The organism is Microbacterium sp. K24 (assembly GCF_004794465.1).
Classification (GTDB): Bacteria; Actinomycetota; Actinomycetes; order Actinomycetales; family Microbacteriaceae; genus Microbacterium.
On the sequence record NZ_SSDJ01000076.1, the window covers coordinates 15,597 to 32,120 of the forward strand.

The window sequence follows — 16,524 nt, forward strand, 5'->3', positions numbered from 1 at the left end:
CTTTTCCTGGGGCTCAGGCCGGTGAAGACGAGAAGGGGATCAGCGGGGCTGAGCCGTCGGAGGCCCAGATCCCTTCGACGTGCGGGGCGCCGGTGGAGATGCCGGAGATCGCCGCGGTGAGGCCGCGGGTCACGAACACCTGGGGGCGGAAGCCGAAGATGACCGTGTCACCGACCTCGACGTGGTCGCGCGGCGAGTCCGGCGCATCGGCCAGGGGGATCCGGCAGTAGTAGTCGATGGCCTCCGGGGCGGGCATGTCCACGTCGAGCCGCAGGGCCGATGCGGTCTCGGACGAGCCGCCCGCGTACACGAGTGCCTGGGTCGAGCTGTCACCGAGCACCGGGTCGACGTAGAGTCCGCCGCCGAACACGTAGGCAGAGCCGCCGTGGAAATGCGACACCTCGCTGACGTACGCGATGGCCGGTTCCTCCACCAGATCTTCGACGGCGTGCAGGGGCGTCGTACCGGTGAGCCCATGGCCCGGCTCCACCTGCGTCGCCCCCGCTTCCGCGAGCGACGCGAGAACAGAGACCGAGGTCGTACCGGGGGCATTGACCTCGACGCGGGTGCGGCCGGATGCCTCCAGCATCTCCTTCGCACGGGTGAGGGTCGCGCGGTTGGGAGTCGCCTTCGCCGTACCGGACTCCGCATCGAAGAGGGTGGCGGGGAAGCTGGTCACGCCGGCGACGCGGACCCCCGGGATGCTGTCGATGCGATCGGCGGCGGCCACGATGTCCGCCAGAGCGAAGCCGCCCTCGTGCCCGGCGTAGAAGCGGTCGCCGGGGGCGACCACCCGCAGCAGCACATCCTGAACGCGTCCGAGCGCCTGTGCCGCCGCTCCCGCCTCGCGCGCCTTCTCGTCGGTGAAGACGGTCCAATAGCGGGGCTGCAGGGCCGCGGCGATCGACGCCTGATGTCGCGGGATCTGCACCAGGTGACCCAGGTGTCCGACTCGCAGTCCGCCCGTGGTCGCGGCGACAGCGCATTCCAGATCCACGCCCACCGCGTGCGTGATGCCGTTGGCGACCAGCACACGGGAGACGTCAGGGTTGCGACCGATCTGCTTCGTCATCGCGAACGGTTCCAGTCCCCATCGCGCGGCCTCCGCCGCGAACGCGGCGGCATTGCGTCCCACGGCATCGAGATCGATCACGAACGTGTTCGCCGGGATCTCGCCGGCGCGATGCAGAGCGGCGGCGGCGTCGAGAAGCGCAGTGTTGCGACGCTGCAGAAGGTTCAAGAACATGGCCGTGCTCCTAGCTGTTCTTCTTGCCGCGAAGGCTGAACGAGACCGCGACGAGGATGATGGCGCCGCGGACGATCATCTGCTCCGAGACGTTCAGACCGGCGAGGATGAGTCCGTTGTTGATCATGCTCATGAGAAGGCTCCCGACGAGCGCGCCGATGACCGTGCCCTTGCCTCCGAACAGGCTCGTTCCGCCGACGATGGCGGCAGCGATGACGGTCATCAGGTCGGCCTCGCCGAGGGTGTACCTCGCGCCCTCCAGCCGCCCCATGTAGAGCAGTCCGGCGAGAGCTGCGGTGGTGGCGCTCCCGATGAAGACCATCATGCGCACGCGATTGACCTTGATGCCGCTGACCCGCGACGCGGAGGCGCTGTTCCCGACCGCGAGCACATGGGCGCCGTATCGACGCTGACGCAGCAGGTGCCAGCCGACGAGCACCGCTCCGGCCGTCCACCACAGCAGGATGGGCAGCCCGAGCAGGGTGCCGCCGCCGAAGAGGTAGGCGAAGGTGTCGTCGGTGACGGGGACGGACTGCAGGTCGGTGAGCTGCCGCGCCAGGCCGGCGACGAGCCCCATCGTCGCCAGGGTCACGAGGAACGAGGGCAGTCGCACCCAGGTGACGAAGATCCCATTGATCAGGCCGACCACAGCGCCGATCGCCAGACCGGCGATGGCTGCTACCCACCAGATGCCGGTGGCCTGGAGGGTCACCGCGCCGGTGAGTGCCGACAACGCCACGACCGAGCCGATGGACAGGTCGATCTCACCCGTGCTGAGCACGAACACCATGCCGATCGCCATGATCGTGATCGGCGCGGCCTGGATCACGATGTTGAGCAGATTCGTCCCGTTGAGGAAGTACTGCGTCTGCGTGACCGCGAAGAACAGGAAGACGAGGGCGAAGCCGATGTAGACGACGTAGTTGCTCCAGGTCACTCCGCGGAGCCGATCCATGACGGACGGCGTCTTCTCGGTCGGACTGCTCGGGGCGTGCTGAGGGGCGGCGGTGCTCATCGGATCAGGCCTTTCACGAGGGTGGGGCTGTGGACGTGTTCGAGCGCGAGACGTGCGGCACCGATGACCGGGGCCCGATGGCCGAGCTCGCTGAAGCGGATGTCGAGGGCCGGGCTGCCGAGTCTTGCGAGCCATGACCGGAGGGGCGCGAGGAGTTCCGGGCGCGAGCCGATGCCGCCGCCGAGGACGAAGATGTCGGGATCGAGGACGGCATTGACCGAGACCAGCGCGAGAGCGAGGTATCGCGCCTCGTCATCGACCGCGTCGATGGCGTGGCGGTCGCCGAGGGCCACTCGGTCGAACACGTCGCGGGTCGTGATGGTCTGACCGGTGCTCCGCTCGTAGCGTTCTGCGAGCGTGTGACCCGCCACCCTTTCCTCGAGCGATCCGCGGCGGTGGTGGGCGACGTCGAACGGGTCGGCGCCGATGGGGAGGTACCCGATCTCACCGGCCGCGCCGGTGGCCCCGCGCACGAGCGCACCGCCGACGACCACACCCATCCCGATTCCCGTGCCGACGGCGACGAACACGAAGTCATCGGCCTCGCGGCCCACTCCCTCGTGCAGCTCTCCGACGGCGGCGACGTTCACGTCGTTCTCCAGGAGGACGGGGTGTCCGAGCGCGGCTTCCAGCTCTTCCGCGAGCCCGTGCTCTGTCGCGCCGAGGTTGGGGGCGAGATCGAAGCCCGCCGTGTCGTTGGGAACGCCGGCGCCCCCGAGCCCCGTGGCGACCACGTCGTCATGGCGGATGCCGTGGGCCCGGACCAGCTCTCCGATGACCTCGACGAGCTGCTCCACCAGGCTCGTCGAGCCATGCGGATGAGTGGGTGCCACGACATCGGCGACGATCCTGCCGCCCGCGTCGGCGAGCCCGGCGCGGATCTTCGTGCCGCCGACGTCGATGCCGACGACGTACGTCGTCGCGGGAGCGGGCGGGGTGGGATTGTTCATGAAGCCGTCTCGATCGTGAGGATGCGGGCAGGGTTCGTCGTGACGAGTCGCTCGCACTGATCGGCGCTGACGCCGCGGTCGCGGAGCATCGGCAGGAAGATCCGGGCGAGGTAGCTGTAGCCGGTCTGACCGTGGGTGCCGGGGTTCATCCAGACCTCGGCGCCGGTGAGATCCAGCGCCAGCGAGACACGGTCGCCGTGCCCCTCGGCGACGAGTTCGGCGACGAGGTCGGCCCGTCTCTCATCCGAGCGGAAGTACGCCCGCTTCTCGAATTCGCCCTCCTCCCGGTCGGAGGATGCCGGGCCGAGGAAGAACTCCCACACCTGCTTGCCGACGGTGTCGACGGCGATGTTGACCCCTTCGTCGAGAACCCTGCGGACGTAGGACGGATCGGCGTGGGTGTCCATGTGTCCGATGACGACACGGCCGAGATCGACGCCTTCGCTGCGCAGCAGCCCGATCTGCTCGAGAGCCATGGTGCCGTGGGTCGTGTGGGTGGAGATCGCCAGGCCCGTCTCGTTCGACGCACGCGCTGCCGCGCGCAGGCACTTCTCTTCGTGCGGCGTGATCTCGCCGAGGCTGGTCGCCTGTTCCCCGAAGATGCCGGCGCGGATGCCGTGGCCGCCGATGCCGACGTTCGCGTCGGCGATGAAGCGGGCGGTCAGTTCGTCGAGTGACGCGTCCAGTGCCCATCGGGGCGAGAAGGACTCGAGGTAGACCGCCGTGCCGGCGACGATGTGCAGCCCCGTCCGGCGGGAGACCTCGCGGAGGGCGTCGACGTTGCTGCCGTCCGCGTCGCGGCCGACGACGCCGTACGGGCTGAGGTCGACGACCGTCCGGAACCCGGCAGGGATGAGTCCCTGCAGAGCATCGACCGCCAGCTCGATCTGCGTGTCGCGATCGCCGCCGGTCAGCCAGGGGCCGGGCACCAGCGAGAAGAGATGCTCGTGCGGCATGATGCGGCCGAGCGACTGGGGGGCGACCGGTCCGAGGACCGTCTGTACGTGCGGCACGTCGCCTCCTTCCTGTGGATGTGTGCGAGAGGGTGTCCGACCCACGCGGCGGGATCCTGGTCGCCGAGACGGCTCGGGATCCCGCCGCGGAGCGGAGAGGACTACTTGCCGGTCACGCTCGCGGGCGGCTCGGTTCCGTAGTCGTCTTCCCATGCCTCGACGATGTTGTCCGCGGTCGCACCCATCGGGGTGACGGCGACGAGCGCCGGCGCTTCCTTCTCGAGCACTCCGTAAGCGGCAGCGGTGGCCAGCCCCTTTCCGAGACCGATCGAACCGTTTCCGACGAGTCCGACGACGTTGCCCCCGTCGACCATGTCTGCGGCGAGCGTCGCGTCGAGATCGTTCGTCACGACCTTGATGTCGGATCGACCGGCATCGCGGATGGCGGCCAGGACGCCCTGGGCCGCTGTGGCCCAGGCGACGTAGATGCCCTTGAGGTTCGGATTGCGCGCGATCATCGCCGCCGCGACCTCCTGGGTCGCCGCCTCATCGGCGAACCCCTCCTCAGCCACGATCCTGATGTCGGGGTACGAGTACGCCGTCCAGTCCTTGAAGGCCTGGTCGCGCTGGTTCGTGAACCAGAAGTCGGCGTCGTGGTACATGTAGCCGATCTCTCCTTCGCCTCCGAGGGCCTCGCCCAGCAGATCGGAGTTGATCTTGCCGGCCTGGGTCAGGGATTCGGTCACGATCGACACGAATTCCTCACCTGCGGTGTAACCCGCGGGCGGCGTGGTCATGATCACGAGCTTGATGCCGGCGTCGACCGCGGGCTGGAAGGTCGCCGCCGCCGACGTGGGATCGACGGCCGTAGCCACGATGATGTCGGGGTCGAGAGCGAGCACGGTCTGCAGGTTGTTGGCCTGGGTCGCCGCGTCGAAGTCGGCCTGGGTACTGGCCACCACGTCGATGCCGAGCTCGTCGAACTCGGCGGTGGCGCCCTTCTCGACCGCCGTGACGAATTCGGACGAGGTGTGCCAGACGAAGGCTGCGGTGAACTCGCCCGCCTCGACCTCAGCGATCTCCTCCGGCGTGAGGGTGAGATCTTCGAGGGAGCCGGGCGCCTCGCCGCCGGGACCGGCGAACTCGAGACTGGGCTCGGAGGCGGGAGTGCGGGGGGCATCGGCCGCCGGCGTCGTGCCGGTGCTGCAACCGGCGAGCGCGAGCGTGGCGACCAGGGCGGAGGCGACCAGCAGGCGCTGGGGCGACCGAGCTGAGGTGAACGGTTTCTTCATGGCAGGAAGGCCTTTCGCGAGGGGGTGCGGGAGAGGGGTGGTGTCGGGCAATCCAGCCGAGCGCCGCTGCTGGGTTAGACCACACTTTAGTTTCATGTTGCAATCAACGCAACCCTCATTCCGATATTCGAGGGGGTCGAAGCCCGTTTCACGCTTGGGTTCCGCGGCGGAGTTGGCGTAGTTTGGTCTCACGGTGCCAGTAAATCGGCGAAGATTGCGGGGGGGGGGAATTGGTTCAGGACACGCGGGAGATGAACCGTTCGGCGGTCATCACGGAGCTGCTGCGTTCGCGGCCCATCAGCCGCACGCAGATCGCGCAGTCGACCGGGATCTCGGCAGCGACCGTGTCACGTGTCGTCGATCAGCTCATCGAAGAAGGACTCGTCCGAGAGGTGGCTGCGGTCGTGTCGGAGAGCCCTGGCCGACGACCGGTGCTGCTCGACCTCGTGGCCGACACGACCTTCGTCGTCGGCGTCGATGTCGGCGCGGCCAACACGCGCTACGTGATCGTCGATCTCGTCGGCACCATCGTGCTCTCGGAAGAGGTGCCGACCCCGTCGGAGCTGTCGGCCCCGAGTCTCGCCGAATGGGTCGCTGCCGAGGTCGAGAGCGCGGCCGGTGAACGTTGGCCGCTCGTGCGGTACGCGTGCGTCGGACTCCCCGGCGCGGTCAATCAGGAGCAGGGCGCGGTCTCGAACGCCTCCAATCTCGTGCAGGTCGAGGACAAGCGCTTCCTCGATGCGCTGGAATCCGCCTTCGGCATCCCCCTCGAGATCGACAACGACGTGAACTATGCACTGCTCGGTGAACAGAGGTTCGGCGTCGCCCAGACCCACGCCGCCGCGGCGATGCTCAACCTCGGAGCCGGACTCGGAGCGGCGCTGGCGGTGGACGGCGTCATCCTCCATGGGCGGCGCGGCCTCATCGGCGAGTTCGGCCACCTTCCGGTCGGCCCCCTGGGCACCCGCGTCGAGCACATGCTGACCGGCCCGGGAATCGTGAGGCGCGCCGCCGAGATGGGGATGCACCTCGACAGCCCCGATCAACTGTTCGCCCCCGACTCGTCCCCGGGGCTCGCGCCGCTGCGTGCGCAGTTCGATCAGGCGCTGCTGATCGTGCTGACCGCTCTCGCGGTGAGCTGCGATCCGGAGATGATCGTGCTCGGTGGCGGGCTCTCGAAATCTCTCACCTCGAGCCTCTCCCGCTACGAGGATGCCCTCCGGCAGAACCTCAACTTCTCGCCTCGACTCGTGCTCCCCGAGCTCGGAGACATGTCCGGCGCCGTCGGCTCGGCGGTGTCGGGTCTTCAGCGGGTGTACCCGGAGCTCGGCGTCGAGGCGGATGCGCTCGCGACCCTGCCCCAGCGAGCTGCCTGACATGAACGTGCCCTTCTTCTGGGTGGACGTCTTCGCCGCCACGGCCCTCGCGGGCAATCCGCTCGCTCTCGTCCCGGATGCCGACGCCCTGACGACCGAGACGATGCGCGCCATCGCGCGCGAGTTCAACCAGTCGGAGACGACATTCCTCGTGCGGCCGACCGTTCCCAGCGCCGACCACCGCCTGCGGTCCTTCACTCCGGGCGGCTTCGAAGTGCTCGGGGCGGGTCACAACGCGATGGGCGCGTGGCTGTGGCTGGCGGCATCCGGTCGACTGGACGAGGAGGGCGGACGCTACGTGCAGCAGATCGGCGACGAGCTCCTCCCGGTCGGCGTCACCCGCGATGCCGATGGCCGATCCGTCGTGACCATGCAGCAGTCGGAGCCGCGCTTCCTTGCGGCGCTCGGCGACGAGCGACGCGGTGCCCTCGCCGCGGCGCTGGGGATCGATGCGACCGACCTCGGCGATGATCGGGCGGCGCAGGTCGTCTCCACGGGTGCCGAGCATCTCCTCGTCCCCGCGCGCGATCCGGATGCCGTCGACGCCGCGCAGCCCGACACCGCGGGGCTCCGCGCGCTGCTGGCCGACGTCGGCGCCGAGGGCTGCTACCTCTACACGACCGCCGTCGATCCGGGATCGCGGATCGACGCCTACGCGCGGTTCTTCAACCCGACGGTGGGCATCGCCGAGGATCCCGCGACGGGCACCGCAGCCGGACCGCTCGCGGCGCTCCTCGTGCGCGACGGCCTCGTGCACGAGGGCTCACCGATCACGGTCGAGCAGGGCACGAAGCTCGGGCGTGCCAGCCGCATCGGACTCCAGGTCGACGGCTCGGTGGTGACGATCTCCGGCACGGGCATCGTCGTCGCCGAGGGCGTGCTCCGCCTCTGATCCGGCGGTCGCGTCGCGTCGGCATCCGCTCTCCGCGGGCCGCCGGCGAGTCGCGCGCGCCTCGGAGACGAGCACGGTCGCGACTCCGACGCCGCAGAACAGGAAGCCGAGAAGGGTGATGGCCGTGACGCTCTCCCCGAGGAGCACAGCGCCCGCCGCGGCGGTGAACGGCGCGATCAGGAAGAGCAGCGCGTTGAGAGCCGTGATGCCGACGCGGTTCAGCAGCCACCAGTAGAGACCGTAGGCGGCCAGCGTGGGGAACGCCGCGGCGAGCGCCGTCGCGATCCAGAACGAGACCGACGCGGGCGGCAGGAGCGTGCCGGTCGCCGCGGCGAGCAGCACGAGCGCACCCGCCGTCACCGTGGCGTGGATCGTCAGAGTCGCGAGCACTCCTGTCTGCAGGTTCGATCGGCGCTGGATGATCGTGCCGGCGATCAGGCAGCCCATGGCGACGACGAGCAGCAGATACACGAGCGGGTGCGCATCGGATCCGCCGAGCTGCGACTGCACGACGAACACGACGCCCACGGCGCCTGCCGCCAGTCCGACCCATTGGGCGCCTCGCACGCGCAGACCCAGGAGGGGGCCGACGAGCATCGCGATCACGAGCGGCTGCACGGCGTCGATGAGCGCGACGGTCCCCGTGGCGATCCCGGCGGCGAGCGCGGCATAGATCGCCGTGCAGTAGCCGAACTGCGAGAACAGGCCGATCAGCGACTGCCGCCGGACGTCGGATGCCCCGATCCTCCGGGCCGCACCCGTGAGGACGACGATGATCAGGAGGATGACCGCCAGCGGCACGAACCGCCAGACGAGCAGCGTCACGGGCGAGGCGTCGACGGTCGCGATCGCGGCGATGAGGAAGCCCGAGCTCCAGGTCACGACGAAGGCTGCGGCGGCGCCGACCGTGACCACGCCCGAAAGTATACCGATCTGTTTACTCATCTCTCTGACTATACAGGTTGGTATACTCGGGGCATGACGCAGTCCGTCCCGCAACTCGCTCCGCTCACCCCCGGCGCTCGTCGGGTGCTCGATGCGGCGTCGACACTCTTCTACGAGAAGGGCATCCACGCGGTCGGCGTCGACACCATCGCCGATGCGGCCGGGGTCACGAAGAAGACGCTGTACGACCGGTTCGGCTCGAAGGAGACGCTCGTCGTCGCGTACCTGCAGCACCGGGATGCGCGGTGGCGCGACCACGTCGCGGAACACCTCACCCGCGTTCCCGCCCCGGGGGTCGATCGGATCCTCGCGATCTTCGACGCCGCGGAGACCTGGTCGGATGACAACAGCTCCAAGGGCTGCAGCGCGATCAACGCCCGGGCCGAGATCGGCGACGGCCACGACGGCCACCCGGTCTTCCCCGAGGTGTCGCGCCAGAAGGTCTGGCTGCTCGACGTCTTCGACGAGCTGTGCCGTGAGGCATCCGTACCTCAGCCTCGCACCATGGCCGAAGCGCTGATGCTGCTCTACGAAGGCGCGATCGTCACGGTCGGGATGGAGACGTTCGCGAACCCGTTCCCCGCCGCACGGCGGGTGGCGAAGACCCTGCTGGAGCAGGCCCGCTAGAGCGAGCGCGTAAGGTGGGACGTCTGCCGACGAGAGGCCCCGCATGATCGCACGGTTCGAAGAGCTCGACTGGCAGCAGACGCGGATGGGCGAGCTCATGCTGCGCCGCCGCTCGGACCCCGCGACGGGCGAGATGATCTACGAGGTGAAACTCGGGGACGAGTACCTCATGTCGAGTCTCTTCACGGTCGCCGAGGAAGAACTCGCGACTCTGGGCCTCGCCGCCTGCGCGCGAGACGAGCTGAGTGTTCTCGTCGGCGGACTGGGACTCGGGTACACGGCGGTGACCGCGCTCGACGACCCGCGCGTGGCGCGGCTCGAGGTGATCGACGCGCTTCCCGCCGTGATCGGGTGGCATGAGCGCGAACTCCTGCCGGTGTCGACGCGACTCGTGACGGATGCCCGGACCACCCTCACCCATGACGACTTCTTCGCCGTCGTGCGGCGAGAGCCGGATGCCGACGCCCGCCGTCATGATGCGATCCTGCTCGACGTCGATCACTCCCCGCGCCACACGCTCGATCCGAGCCACGCCGACCTCTACACGGAGGCGGGGCTCACCGCGCTCGCCCGGCATCTCGCCGATCGCGGCGTCTTCGCACTGTGGTCGGACGACCCGCCCGACGACGACTTCATGAAGGTGCTCGCCGCGGTGTTCGACGACACGCGCGCCCACGTCGTCGACTTCGACAACCGCCTCACCGGAGGGATCTCGTCGAACACGGTGTACGTCGGCGCGCGGCGCTGACGGCGCCGCCTCAGAGACCTTCGCGAAGGACCAGGGGAACCGCCACCTTCCTCACCACCGTCTCGAGGAGACGCCATCCTGCACGGTGTCCCCACGGAAGGTGCCTGGTGTAGACGGCGGTGTACTCGAACTCCGACTCGGCTCCTCTGTTGCGTTTGAACTCGGCCACGCCGCTCGAGTTGTGCAGCTGGACCCCGTTCTCGTGCGCCGTGCGGGCGACCAGGTAGCTGAGCATCCGGTACAGGCCGCACTCCTGCGGAAGTGCCGTGTCGTATCCGAGAACCGGAGCGGCGAGGAACCCGTCGGCCACTCGGAAGCCGAACACCCCGTCGATGCGCGCGTCGATCTCGTGTTCGAGCAGCACGAACTCGAGGAGCCCGCTCTGTTGCGCGACGCCGATGAACGCGGCGGTGTAGCGAGGGTTGAGGCGGGAGTACTTGTCGACGTACAGCTGCGTGTAGAGCCGGGCGATCCGCTCCCGCACGGGCAGGGACGACATCCCGGTGGCCGGATCGATGACGGCAGCTCGTGCGCGATAGGCCGACTTCTCATACACGGCCCGATCGCGCACGGTGTCGCGAACGCGCGCCCATGCCGTACCCCGCGTATCGGTGAACAGCACGCTGCGCGCGGGAATGAGGCGATAGCCGCAACGGCGCAGCATCTCGGGCAGCAGGCTCCCGCGTCCGTGCACGCTCCGCCAGCCGATCGCCAGACGCGGATGCTCCGACCGCAGCGCCGTGGTGAGATCGGCGAGCTCGGCCTCGGCGACCTGCGGGTGGAGGTTGGTGGAGACGAGGGCGTTGCCCACGAAGGCGACGTCGTCGACGTGCGACAGGGCGAGCGCCGCGCCGAGGGCGCGCAGCAGACCGCGAGCCGCGAGACGGGCCGAGCGAGAACGCAGCTCCGCCACCTCTTCGCGGGCGTAGTGCAGGTAGTGGGTGACGGGTGACACGACGTAGCTCTGCGGATCGGCGGCGGTGCGACGAGCGCGGGGGCGCCTCGGCGAGGGAACGGTCATCGGCAGCCGCTCACCGCCGATCTCGACGACCGAGAGTTCTGCATCCACGTTCGTCGCGACCTCGCGGGTTCCGCCGGCGCGGGCGACGGCATCCACGAACGCGTCCGCCCAGGGCGGCGGGCACGCATCAGCCGGCATCCGGACGGGCTCCCCGTTCCACTCGATGTCGTGAGTGGAGGCGCCGAGGACCGACACACCCGCCGTGCGGGCGGTGCGCAGCTGCACGAGGAGTGATCGCGCGAGAGTGGTCGGCGCCACTCGATCGCCCGGCTCTCGAAGAACATCGGGTGCCGTCACCCGACGCACGAAGTCCGCCGCGTCGCCCACCGACCGCACGCCTCTCGGCCCGTACAGAAGGTGCGGCACTCCGAGCCGCGCCACATCGCGCGACGCCGTGACGTGCGGGGCGGCGGGGCGGTCTGGTTCGGCGGCGACCGCAGGACGGAACGCCTCCGCGAGTCGGTCGGCACTCCCGAACAGATGGATGCCGCTGGTCGCGCGAGGATTGCATTCGAGGATGGTGAGCCCGGCGTCGGTCTCCATGAGATCGAGGCCGAACTGACCGGTGAGGTCGAGGCCGGCGGCGAGCGTCTCGGCCAGAGAACGCGCGGCGCCGTGGACCGGGTTGCTCCCCGCGACGCGTTCGAACACCACGGCCGCTCCGCTCCCCGCCCGCGACACCGGCTCGTAGAGGACGAACGCGGTGAGCCTTCCTTCGACCGCCACCGCGTAGGTGCACAGCTCTCGCCCCGTCACCCGTTCCTGGATGAGCCACGGCTGATCGGCAGTGATGCGGGCGACGTCAGGAAGCGGTTCTCCGTCGGCCAGCACGACCGTGCGGGTGCCGAACCGCGAGAACGCCGGCTTCACGACCCTCGCCCCCGACCAGTGCCCGGCAGACGCCGCACGCCGCTTGCGCCACTCGATGGCAGACGAGATCACCTCCGTGCGCGGGTGCGGCAGTCCCCGTTCGTTGAGGAGTGCGGCGAACCGTCCCTTGTGATGCAGGCGCGCGAGCACATCGGATGCCGGGGCGAACAGCTGATCCCGCAGTGGAGCGAGGTCCCGTTCCAGACCGCCGGCGTGCTCGGCCCCGAGCACGGCGCTGAGCCAGAACGTCTCCTCGCAGGTGGGAACGATGAGGTCGGACTGGTGGCGGCGCGCGATCCCGGCGATCGCCCGCGCGAACTCCACCGGGCGGAAGCGCGCGGACGGCACCCGGTAGGCGCGCTGCACGGCTCGCGATCCCGCCGTCAGGTTGGGCTCACTGTCGGCGATGATCACGCCCCAGTCAGCCTCGGCGAACCGTCGAGCGAGATCGAGTGCGACGGGTGCCCGCGCCCCGGTGAGCACCACCGTGCGCGACGGGGTCACGCCTGCGCGAACGCCGTCCCGCACATCCGCCCTCCCGACGATCAGTTGAAGTCGCCGCCCGGGGCCATGTCCATGAAGCGCGAGTAGTGGCCCTGGAACGCGACCGTGATCGTCGCGGTCGGACCGTTACGGTGCTTGGCGACGATCAGGTCGGCCTCGCCCGGACGCACGTCCTTGTCGTACACCGATTCGCGGTGCAGGAGGATGACCATGTCGGCGTCCTGCTCGATCGATCCCGACTCGCGCAGGTCGCTGATCGCGGGCTTCTTGTCTTGCCGCTGCTCGGGACCACGGTTCAGTTGCGACAGGGCGATCACGGGGACCTGCAGTTCCTTCGCGATGAGCTTGAGGCTTCGGGAGAACTCCGAGACCTCCTGCTGACGCGACTCGACGCGCTTACCCGACGTCATCAGCTGCAGGTAGTCGATGATGACCATGCGCAGGCCCTCCCGCTGCTTGAGCCGACGGCACTTGGCACGGATCTCGACGAGCGTCATGTTGGGGCTGTCGTCGATGTAGAGCGGGGCGTCGTTGATGCGGCCGCGGGTCGCCGCGACCGTCGTCCAGTCGCGCGGATCGAGCGTTCCCTTTCGCATGTTCTGCAGCGGGATGCCGCCCTCGGCGCTGAGCAGACGCATCGCGATCTCGCTCTTGCCCATCTCGAGCGAGAAGAAGATCGAGGGGAAGTTGTGGCCGATGGATGCCGCGCGAGCGAAGTCGAGCGCGAGCGTCGACTTACCCATCGCGGGTCGCGCGGCGACGACGATCATCTGACCGCCGTGGAGTCCGTTCGTGAGTTCGTCGAGTTCTTTGAACCCGGTCGGGATGCCGGTCATCGAGCCGTCGCGCCCGTTCGCGGCCTCGATCTCTTCGACGGCGGCGTCGACCGCGACCATCAGCGGCACGTAGTCTTCGGCGGTCTCGGTTCCGGTGACGGAGTAGATCTCGGCCTGGGCGCTGTTGACGATGTCGGTCGCGTCGCCCTCACCGGCGTAACCGAGCTGCACGATGCGCGTGCCCGCGTCGACGAGGCGACGGAGGATGGAGCGTTCGGCGACGATGCTCGCGTAGTAGCCCGCGTTCGCGGCGGTCGGCACGATCGACGTGAGCGTGTGCAGATAGTCGGCGCCGCCGGCCTTGTTGAGCTCGCCGGTCTTGATCAGCTCGTCGGTGACGGCGACGACGTCGGTCGGCTCGCCATGCGAGTACAGCGAGAGGATCGCCTCGAAGATGAGCTCGTGCTTCGGGATGTAGAAATCGGCGCCCTTGAGCGTCTCGATCACATCGGCGACGGCATCCTTCGACAGGAGCATGCCCCCCAGGGCGCTCTGCTCGGCGAGGAGGTCGTGCGGAGGCGTGCGCTCGGGCGGGCGATGCCCTCCCAGGCGCTCCTCTGAGATGTCCGCGATCGACACGCTTTTCCCTTCGATGCGACTGTTCCGAATGCGCCGCCCGGGGGCGGCGCCGTGTTGTCGGGCCGTTCCGGCCGCCATGCACAGCGAATCAGGAGCCCCCGACATTCGGTCGCTCGACCACGGTACGAGCGGCGTGAACCGGGTGCAACACAGCCTGTGGATAACCCTGTGGAGAGCGTGCGGACAAAGCCGGAGTGTCTGTGTAGAACGTGTGTGGATAACCCCGTGGACGGCATCGCATATCAGTTTTCTTAATCGCTCTGACCAGGGATTTACCGATTCCCCAGGCTGTGGATGAGAACCGGCTTCAATGGTTGATTGAAGGTTTTCTCGTCACGTGGGGACATGTGTAGAACTTGGGGAAAGTCAAGCCGAGATTTCGCCGGGCGAGTCATCGCGCGATGTTCCGTCCCGGCTGCGCGAAATAGGCCTGGACAACCCCCGGAAGCGCGAGTATCGTCGCCCCCAATCGATACTGATCGTGTCGATGCATGCGTTGCCTTCAGAGGGGGAGGTTGACGTGAACGCTCGGGCCACCCGACGCGGCATCCCCGCCGCCGTCAAATGGGGCGGCCTCGTCGCGCTCGCATGGGCGACCCTCACGATCTTCTCCGGCGGCGGCTCGGCTCACGCCGATGAGCAGCCGGATGGTCCGCTGGACGGCCTCACCTCGGTCGTCGGCGAGACGGTGTCGGCCGTCACCGCACCCGTCGTCACGCAGGTGGTCGCCCCCGTCGTCACCCAGGTGGCCGCGCCCGTCGTGCAGGCGGTCGTCGCCCCGGTGCAGCAGACCGCTCCGGTCGTCGTGTCCACCGTGACCCAGACCGTCGCATCCGTCCCCGTCGTCGGCCCCGCCGCGACCCCCGTCGTCCAGGCTGTGACGCAGACGGCGCAGGGCGTGGTCGCTCCGGTCACCGATATCCTCACGGACGCTCCCGTCGCGCACATCACCGACCCGATCCTGGATGTCGTGACCGGCCTCCCGATCGTCGGAGGGCTCGTCGATGAGCTCGGCGCCCGCGATCTCGTGGACGAGGTGGTCGGGGTCGTTGATGACGCCGTCGGCGTGATCGGCGGGGCGGCGGAGGAGACGGTGCCGCCGATCCTCGAGGCTCTCGATCCTGCGCTCCCCGGCTCCGGCGGACCGTTCGAACCCGGCGCACCGGAGAGCGCACTCTCGGCCCAACAGCTCGCGGCGACCGGCGTACCCGGCGTCTCCGATTCCGGCGGCTTCCCCGCGCTCTCCACCCAGCCCGTAGCCCCCGCTGTCACATCTACGGTCGTGATCGGCGAGCGCGGGGCTCCGGAATCAGGTCAAGGGCCCCCAGCGGGAGGCCCTGCCGCTCCGACTTCCTCCGCCGGCTCCGGCGGAAGCTCCAGCAGCGCCCACGCTCGCCTCGGCGATGACGTGGCACCCCCGGTCTGCGCATGGGTGCGGGCCTCCGGCGCATCCGACGACGCCCTCCCGGCGTCGCGGGTCGCCGACACCGACGTCTCTCCTGACTGACTGAAAGTCGCGCCGCCCATCCCCAGGGACGGCAGATGCAGTGCTGCGCGCGCACTTCGCGTGCACCCATCCAGACTCCCCCAGTCCAGTCAGGAGAATCATCATGCGTACATATCTCAAGCGGGCCCTGTGGGGCACGCTCATCGCCGGCGGGGTCACCCTGTTCGGCGCGACGGCTGCGAACGCGGCCGACACATCCGGAGACGAAGGTCTTCTCTCCGGCACACAGGCTGTGGCTTCGGTCACCGCACCGGTCACGGTCGTGAACAACGCGATCTCGCTGCTCGGCGACGCCGTCGCCGCACCGGCACCGGCACCCGCTCCCGCCCCGGCACCCGCCGCGGTCACGAGCGGATCCGACGGCACGGCATCCGGCTCCCAGGCCGTGGTGACCGTGAACGTCCCCGTCACCGTGACGAACAACGCGGTGAGCCTCGTGGACGACACCCAGACCAGCACCCCGGCCCCGAATCCCCAGAGCTCGGCTCCCCAGGCCGACACCGGGGCCGGGGTGCCGTCCGTGACCACGAACGGCATCGACGGACTGCTCTCCGGCACCCAGGCGCTGCTCGCGGTCAACGCGCCGATCACGGTCAGCGGCAACGCTGTCTCGCTGCTCGGAGACAGTGACGTGGCGTCGCCCTCCGGCGGTGCGGCTCCGGCCGCCCCGGCCACCGGCACCACCGGTGGAAGCACCACCGGCGGGGATGACAGCATCCTCGGCGGCACCCAGGTCGTCGCACCGGTCACAGCCCCCGTGGCCGTGACAGGTAACGCGATCTCGCTGCTCGATGACGCCACCGTCACCGGCGGCAATGGCGGTGCGGCCCCGGCCGCTCCGGCCTCCGGCTCTGCGGGAGGCAGCACCACCGGCGGAGACGACGGCATCGCCAGCGGTACCCAGGTCGTCGCACCGGTGACAGCCCCCGTGGCCGTCACCGGCAACGCGATCTCCCTGCTGGATGACGCCACCGTCACCGGCGGCACGGCTCCGGCCACCCCGGCGGCCCCGGGCACCGGCACCACCGGTAGCAACACCACCGGCGGAGACGACAGCGTCCTCGGCGGCAGCCAGATCACCGCACCCGTGACGGCCCCTGTGGCCGTGACAGGGAACGCGATCTCCCTGCTCGACAACGCCACCGTCACCGGCGGAGCGGCCA

The 16,524-nt window shown here is 69.3% G+C and carries 13 protein-coding genes and 1 pseudogene; 6 read left to right on the plus strand and 8 right to left on the minus strand.

Features of this window, described 5'->3' with window-relative positions; genetic code table 11:
• Positions 1-13: 13 nt before the first annotated feature.
• The 5 genes from DW306_RS05660 to DW306_RS05680 form a co-directional block, all read right to left on the minus strand.
• Positions 14-1,246: an alanine racemase gene (locus tag DW306_RS05660; RefSeq protein ID WP_136054644.1), complete on the minus strand. Its 1,233-nt coding sequence runs from the start codon at positions 1,244-1,246 to the stop codon at positions 14-16.
• 10 nt (positions 1,247-1,256) lie between these two features.
• Positions 1,257-2,261, minus strand: coding sequence for an ABC transporter permease (locus tag DW306_RS05665; protein WP_205814104.1), 1,005 nt, complete (start codon positions 2,259-2,261; stop codon positions 1,257-1,259).
• On the minus strand, positions 2,258-3,211 hold the full coding sequence (locus DW306_RS05670) for an ROK family protein (RefSeq protein WP_136054645.1): 954 nt from the start codon (positions 3,209-3,211) through the stop codon (positions 2,258-2,260). The genes DW306_RS05665 and DW306_RS05670 overlap by 4 nt, the downstream gene beginning before the upstream one ends.
• Positions 3,208-4,224, minus strand: coding sequence for an aryldialkylphosphatase (locus tag DW306_RS05675; RefSeq protein ID WP_136054646.1), 1,017 nt, complete (start codon positions 4,222-4,224; stop codon positions 3,208-3,210). Before DW306_RS05675 ends, DW306_RS05670 begins: the two co-directional genes overlap by 4 nt.
• A gap of 101 nt (positions 4,225-4,325) precedes the next feature.
• Positions 4,326-5,456 carry a substrate-binding domain-containing protein gene (locus DW306_RS05680; protein ID WP_136054647.1) on the minus strand — a complete coding sequence of 377 codons (1,131 nt, stop codon included), beginning with the start codon at positions 5,454-5,456 and terminating at the stop codon, positions 4,326-4,328.
• Positions 5,457-5,707: 251 nt separating this feature from the next.
• On the opposite strand from DW306_RS05680, the gene DW306_RS05685 reads away from it, so the two are divergent.
• Both DW306_RS05685 and DW306_RS05690 read left to right on the plus strand, forming a co-directional pair.
• Complete coding sequence (locus DW306_RS05685; protein WP_136054648.1) at positions 5,708-6,832, plus strand: ROK family transcriptional regulator; 1,125 nt, start codon at positions 5,708-5,710, stop codon at positions 6,830-6,832.
• 1 nt (position 6,833) lies between these two features.
• Entirely contained in the window at positions 6,834-7,724 is an 891-nt protein-coding gene (locus DW306_RS05690) for a PhzF family phenazine biosynthesis protein (RefSeq protein WP_136054649.1), read from the plus strand.
• 519 nt (positions 7,725-8,243) lie between these two features.
• On the opposite strand, the pseudogene DW306_RS21560 reads toward DW306_RS05690, so the two are convergent.
• A pseudogene (locus DW306_RS21560) lies at positions 8,244-8,669 on the minus strand (EamA family transporter); the annotation flags it as partial.
• A 33-nt stretch (positions 8,670-8,702) separates the two neighbouring features.
• On the opposite strand from DW306_RS21560, the gene DW306_RS05700 reads away from it, so the two are divergent.
• Complete coding sequence (locus DW306_RS05700) at positions 8,703-9,296, plus strand: TetR/AcrR family transcriptional regulator (RefSeq protein ID WP_136054650.1); 594 nt, start codon at positions 8,703-8,705, stop codon at positions 9,294-9,296.
• 43 nt (positions 9,297-9,339) lie between these two features.
• Complete coding sequence (locus tag DW306_RS05705; protein WP_136054651.1) at positions 9,340-10,044, plus strand: spermidine synthase; 705 nt, start codon at positions 9,340-9,342, stop codon at positions 10,042-10,044.
• Between the two features lie 10 nt (positions 10,045-10,054).
• Here the strand turns inward: DW306_RS05705 and DW306_RS05710 are convergent, their stop codons facing one another.
• Both DW306_RS05710 and dnaB read right to left on the minus strand, forming a co-directional pair.
• Complete coding sequence (locus DW306_RS05710; RefSeq protein WP_136054652.1) at positions 10,055-12,439, minus strand: ATP-grasp domain-containing protein; 2,385 nt, start codon at positions 12,437-12,439, stop codon at positions 10,055-10,057.
• A 41-nt stretch (positions 12,440-12,480) separates the two neighbouring features.
• Positions 12,481-13,854 (minus strand): replicative DNA helicase, encoded by a 1,374-nt coding sequence (dnaB, locus tag DW306_RS05715; protein ID WP_136054653.1) that lies wholly within the window; start codon positions 13,852-13,854, stop codon positions 12,481-12,483.
• Positions 13,855-14,374: 520 nt separating this feature from the next.
• On the opposite strand from dnaB, the gene DW306_RS21225 reads away from it, so the two are divergent.
• Positions 14,375-15,361: a hypothetical protein gene (locus DW306_RS21225; RefSeq protein ID WP_168429243.1), complete on the plus strand. Its 987-nt coding sequence runs from the start codon at positions 14,375-14,377 to the stop codon at positions 15,359-15,361.
• Between the two features lie 103 nt (positions 15,362-15,464).
• On the plus strand, positions 15,465-16,524 hold a 1,060-nt coding region (locus DW306_RS05730; RefSeq protein WP_136054656.1), incomplete at its 3' end, for a hypothetical protein.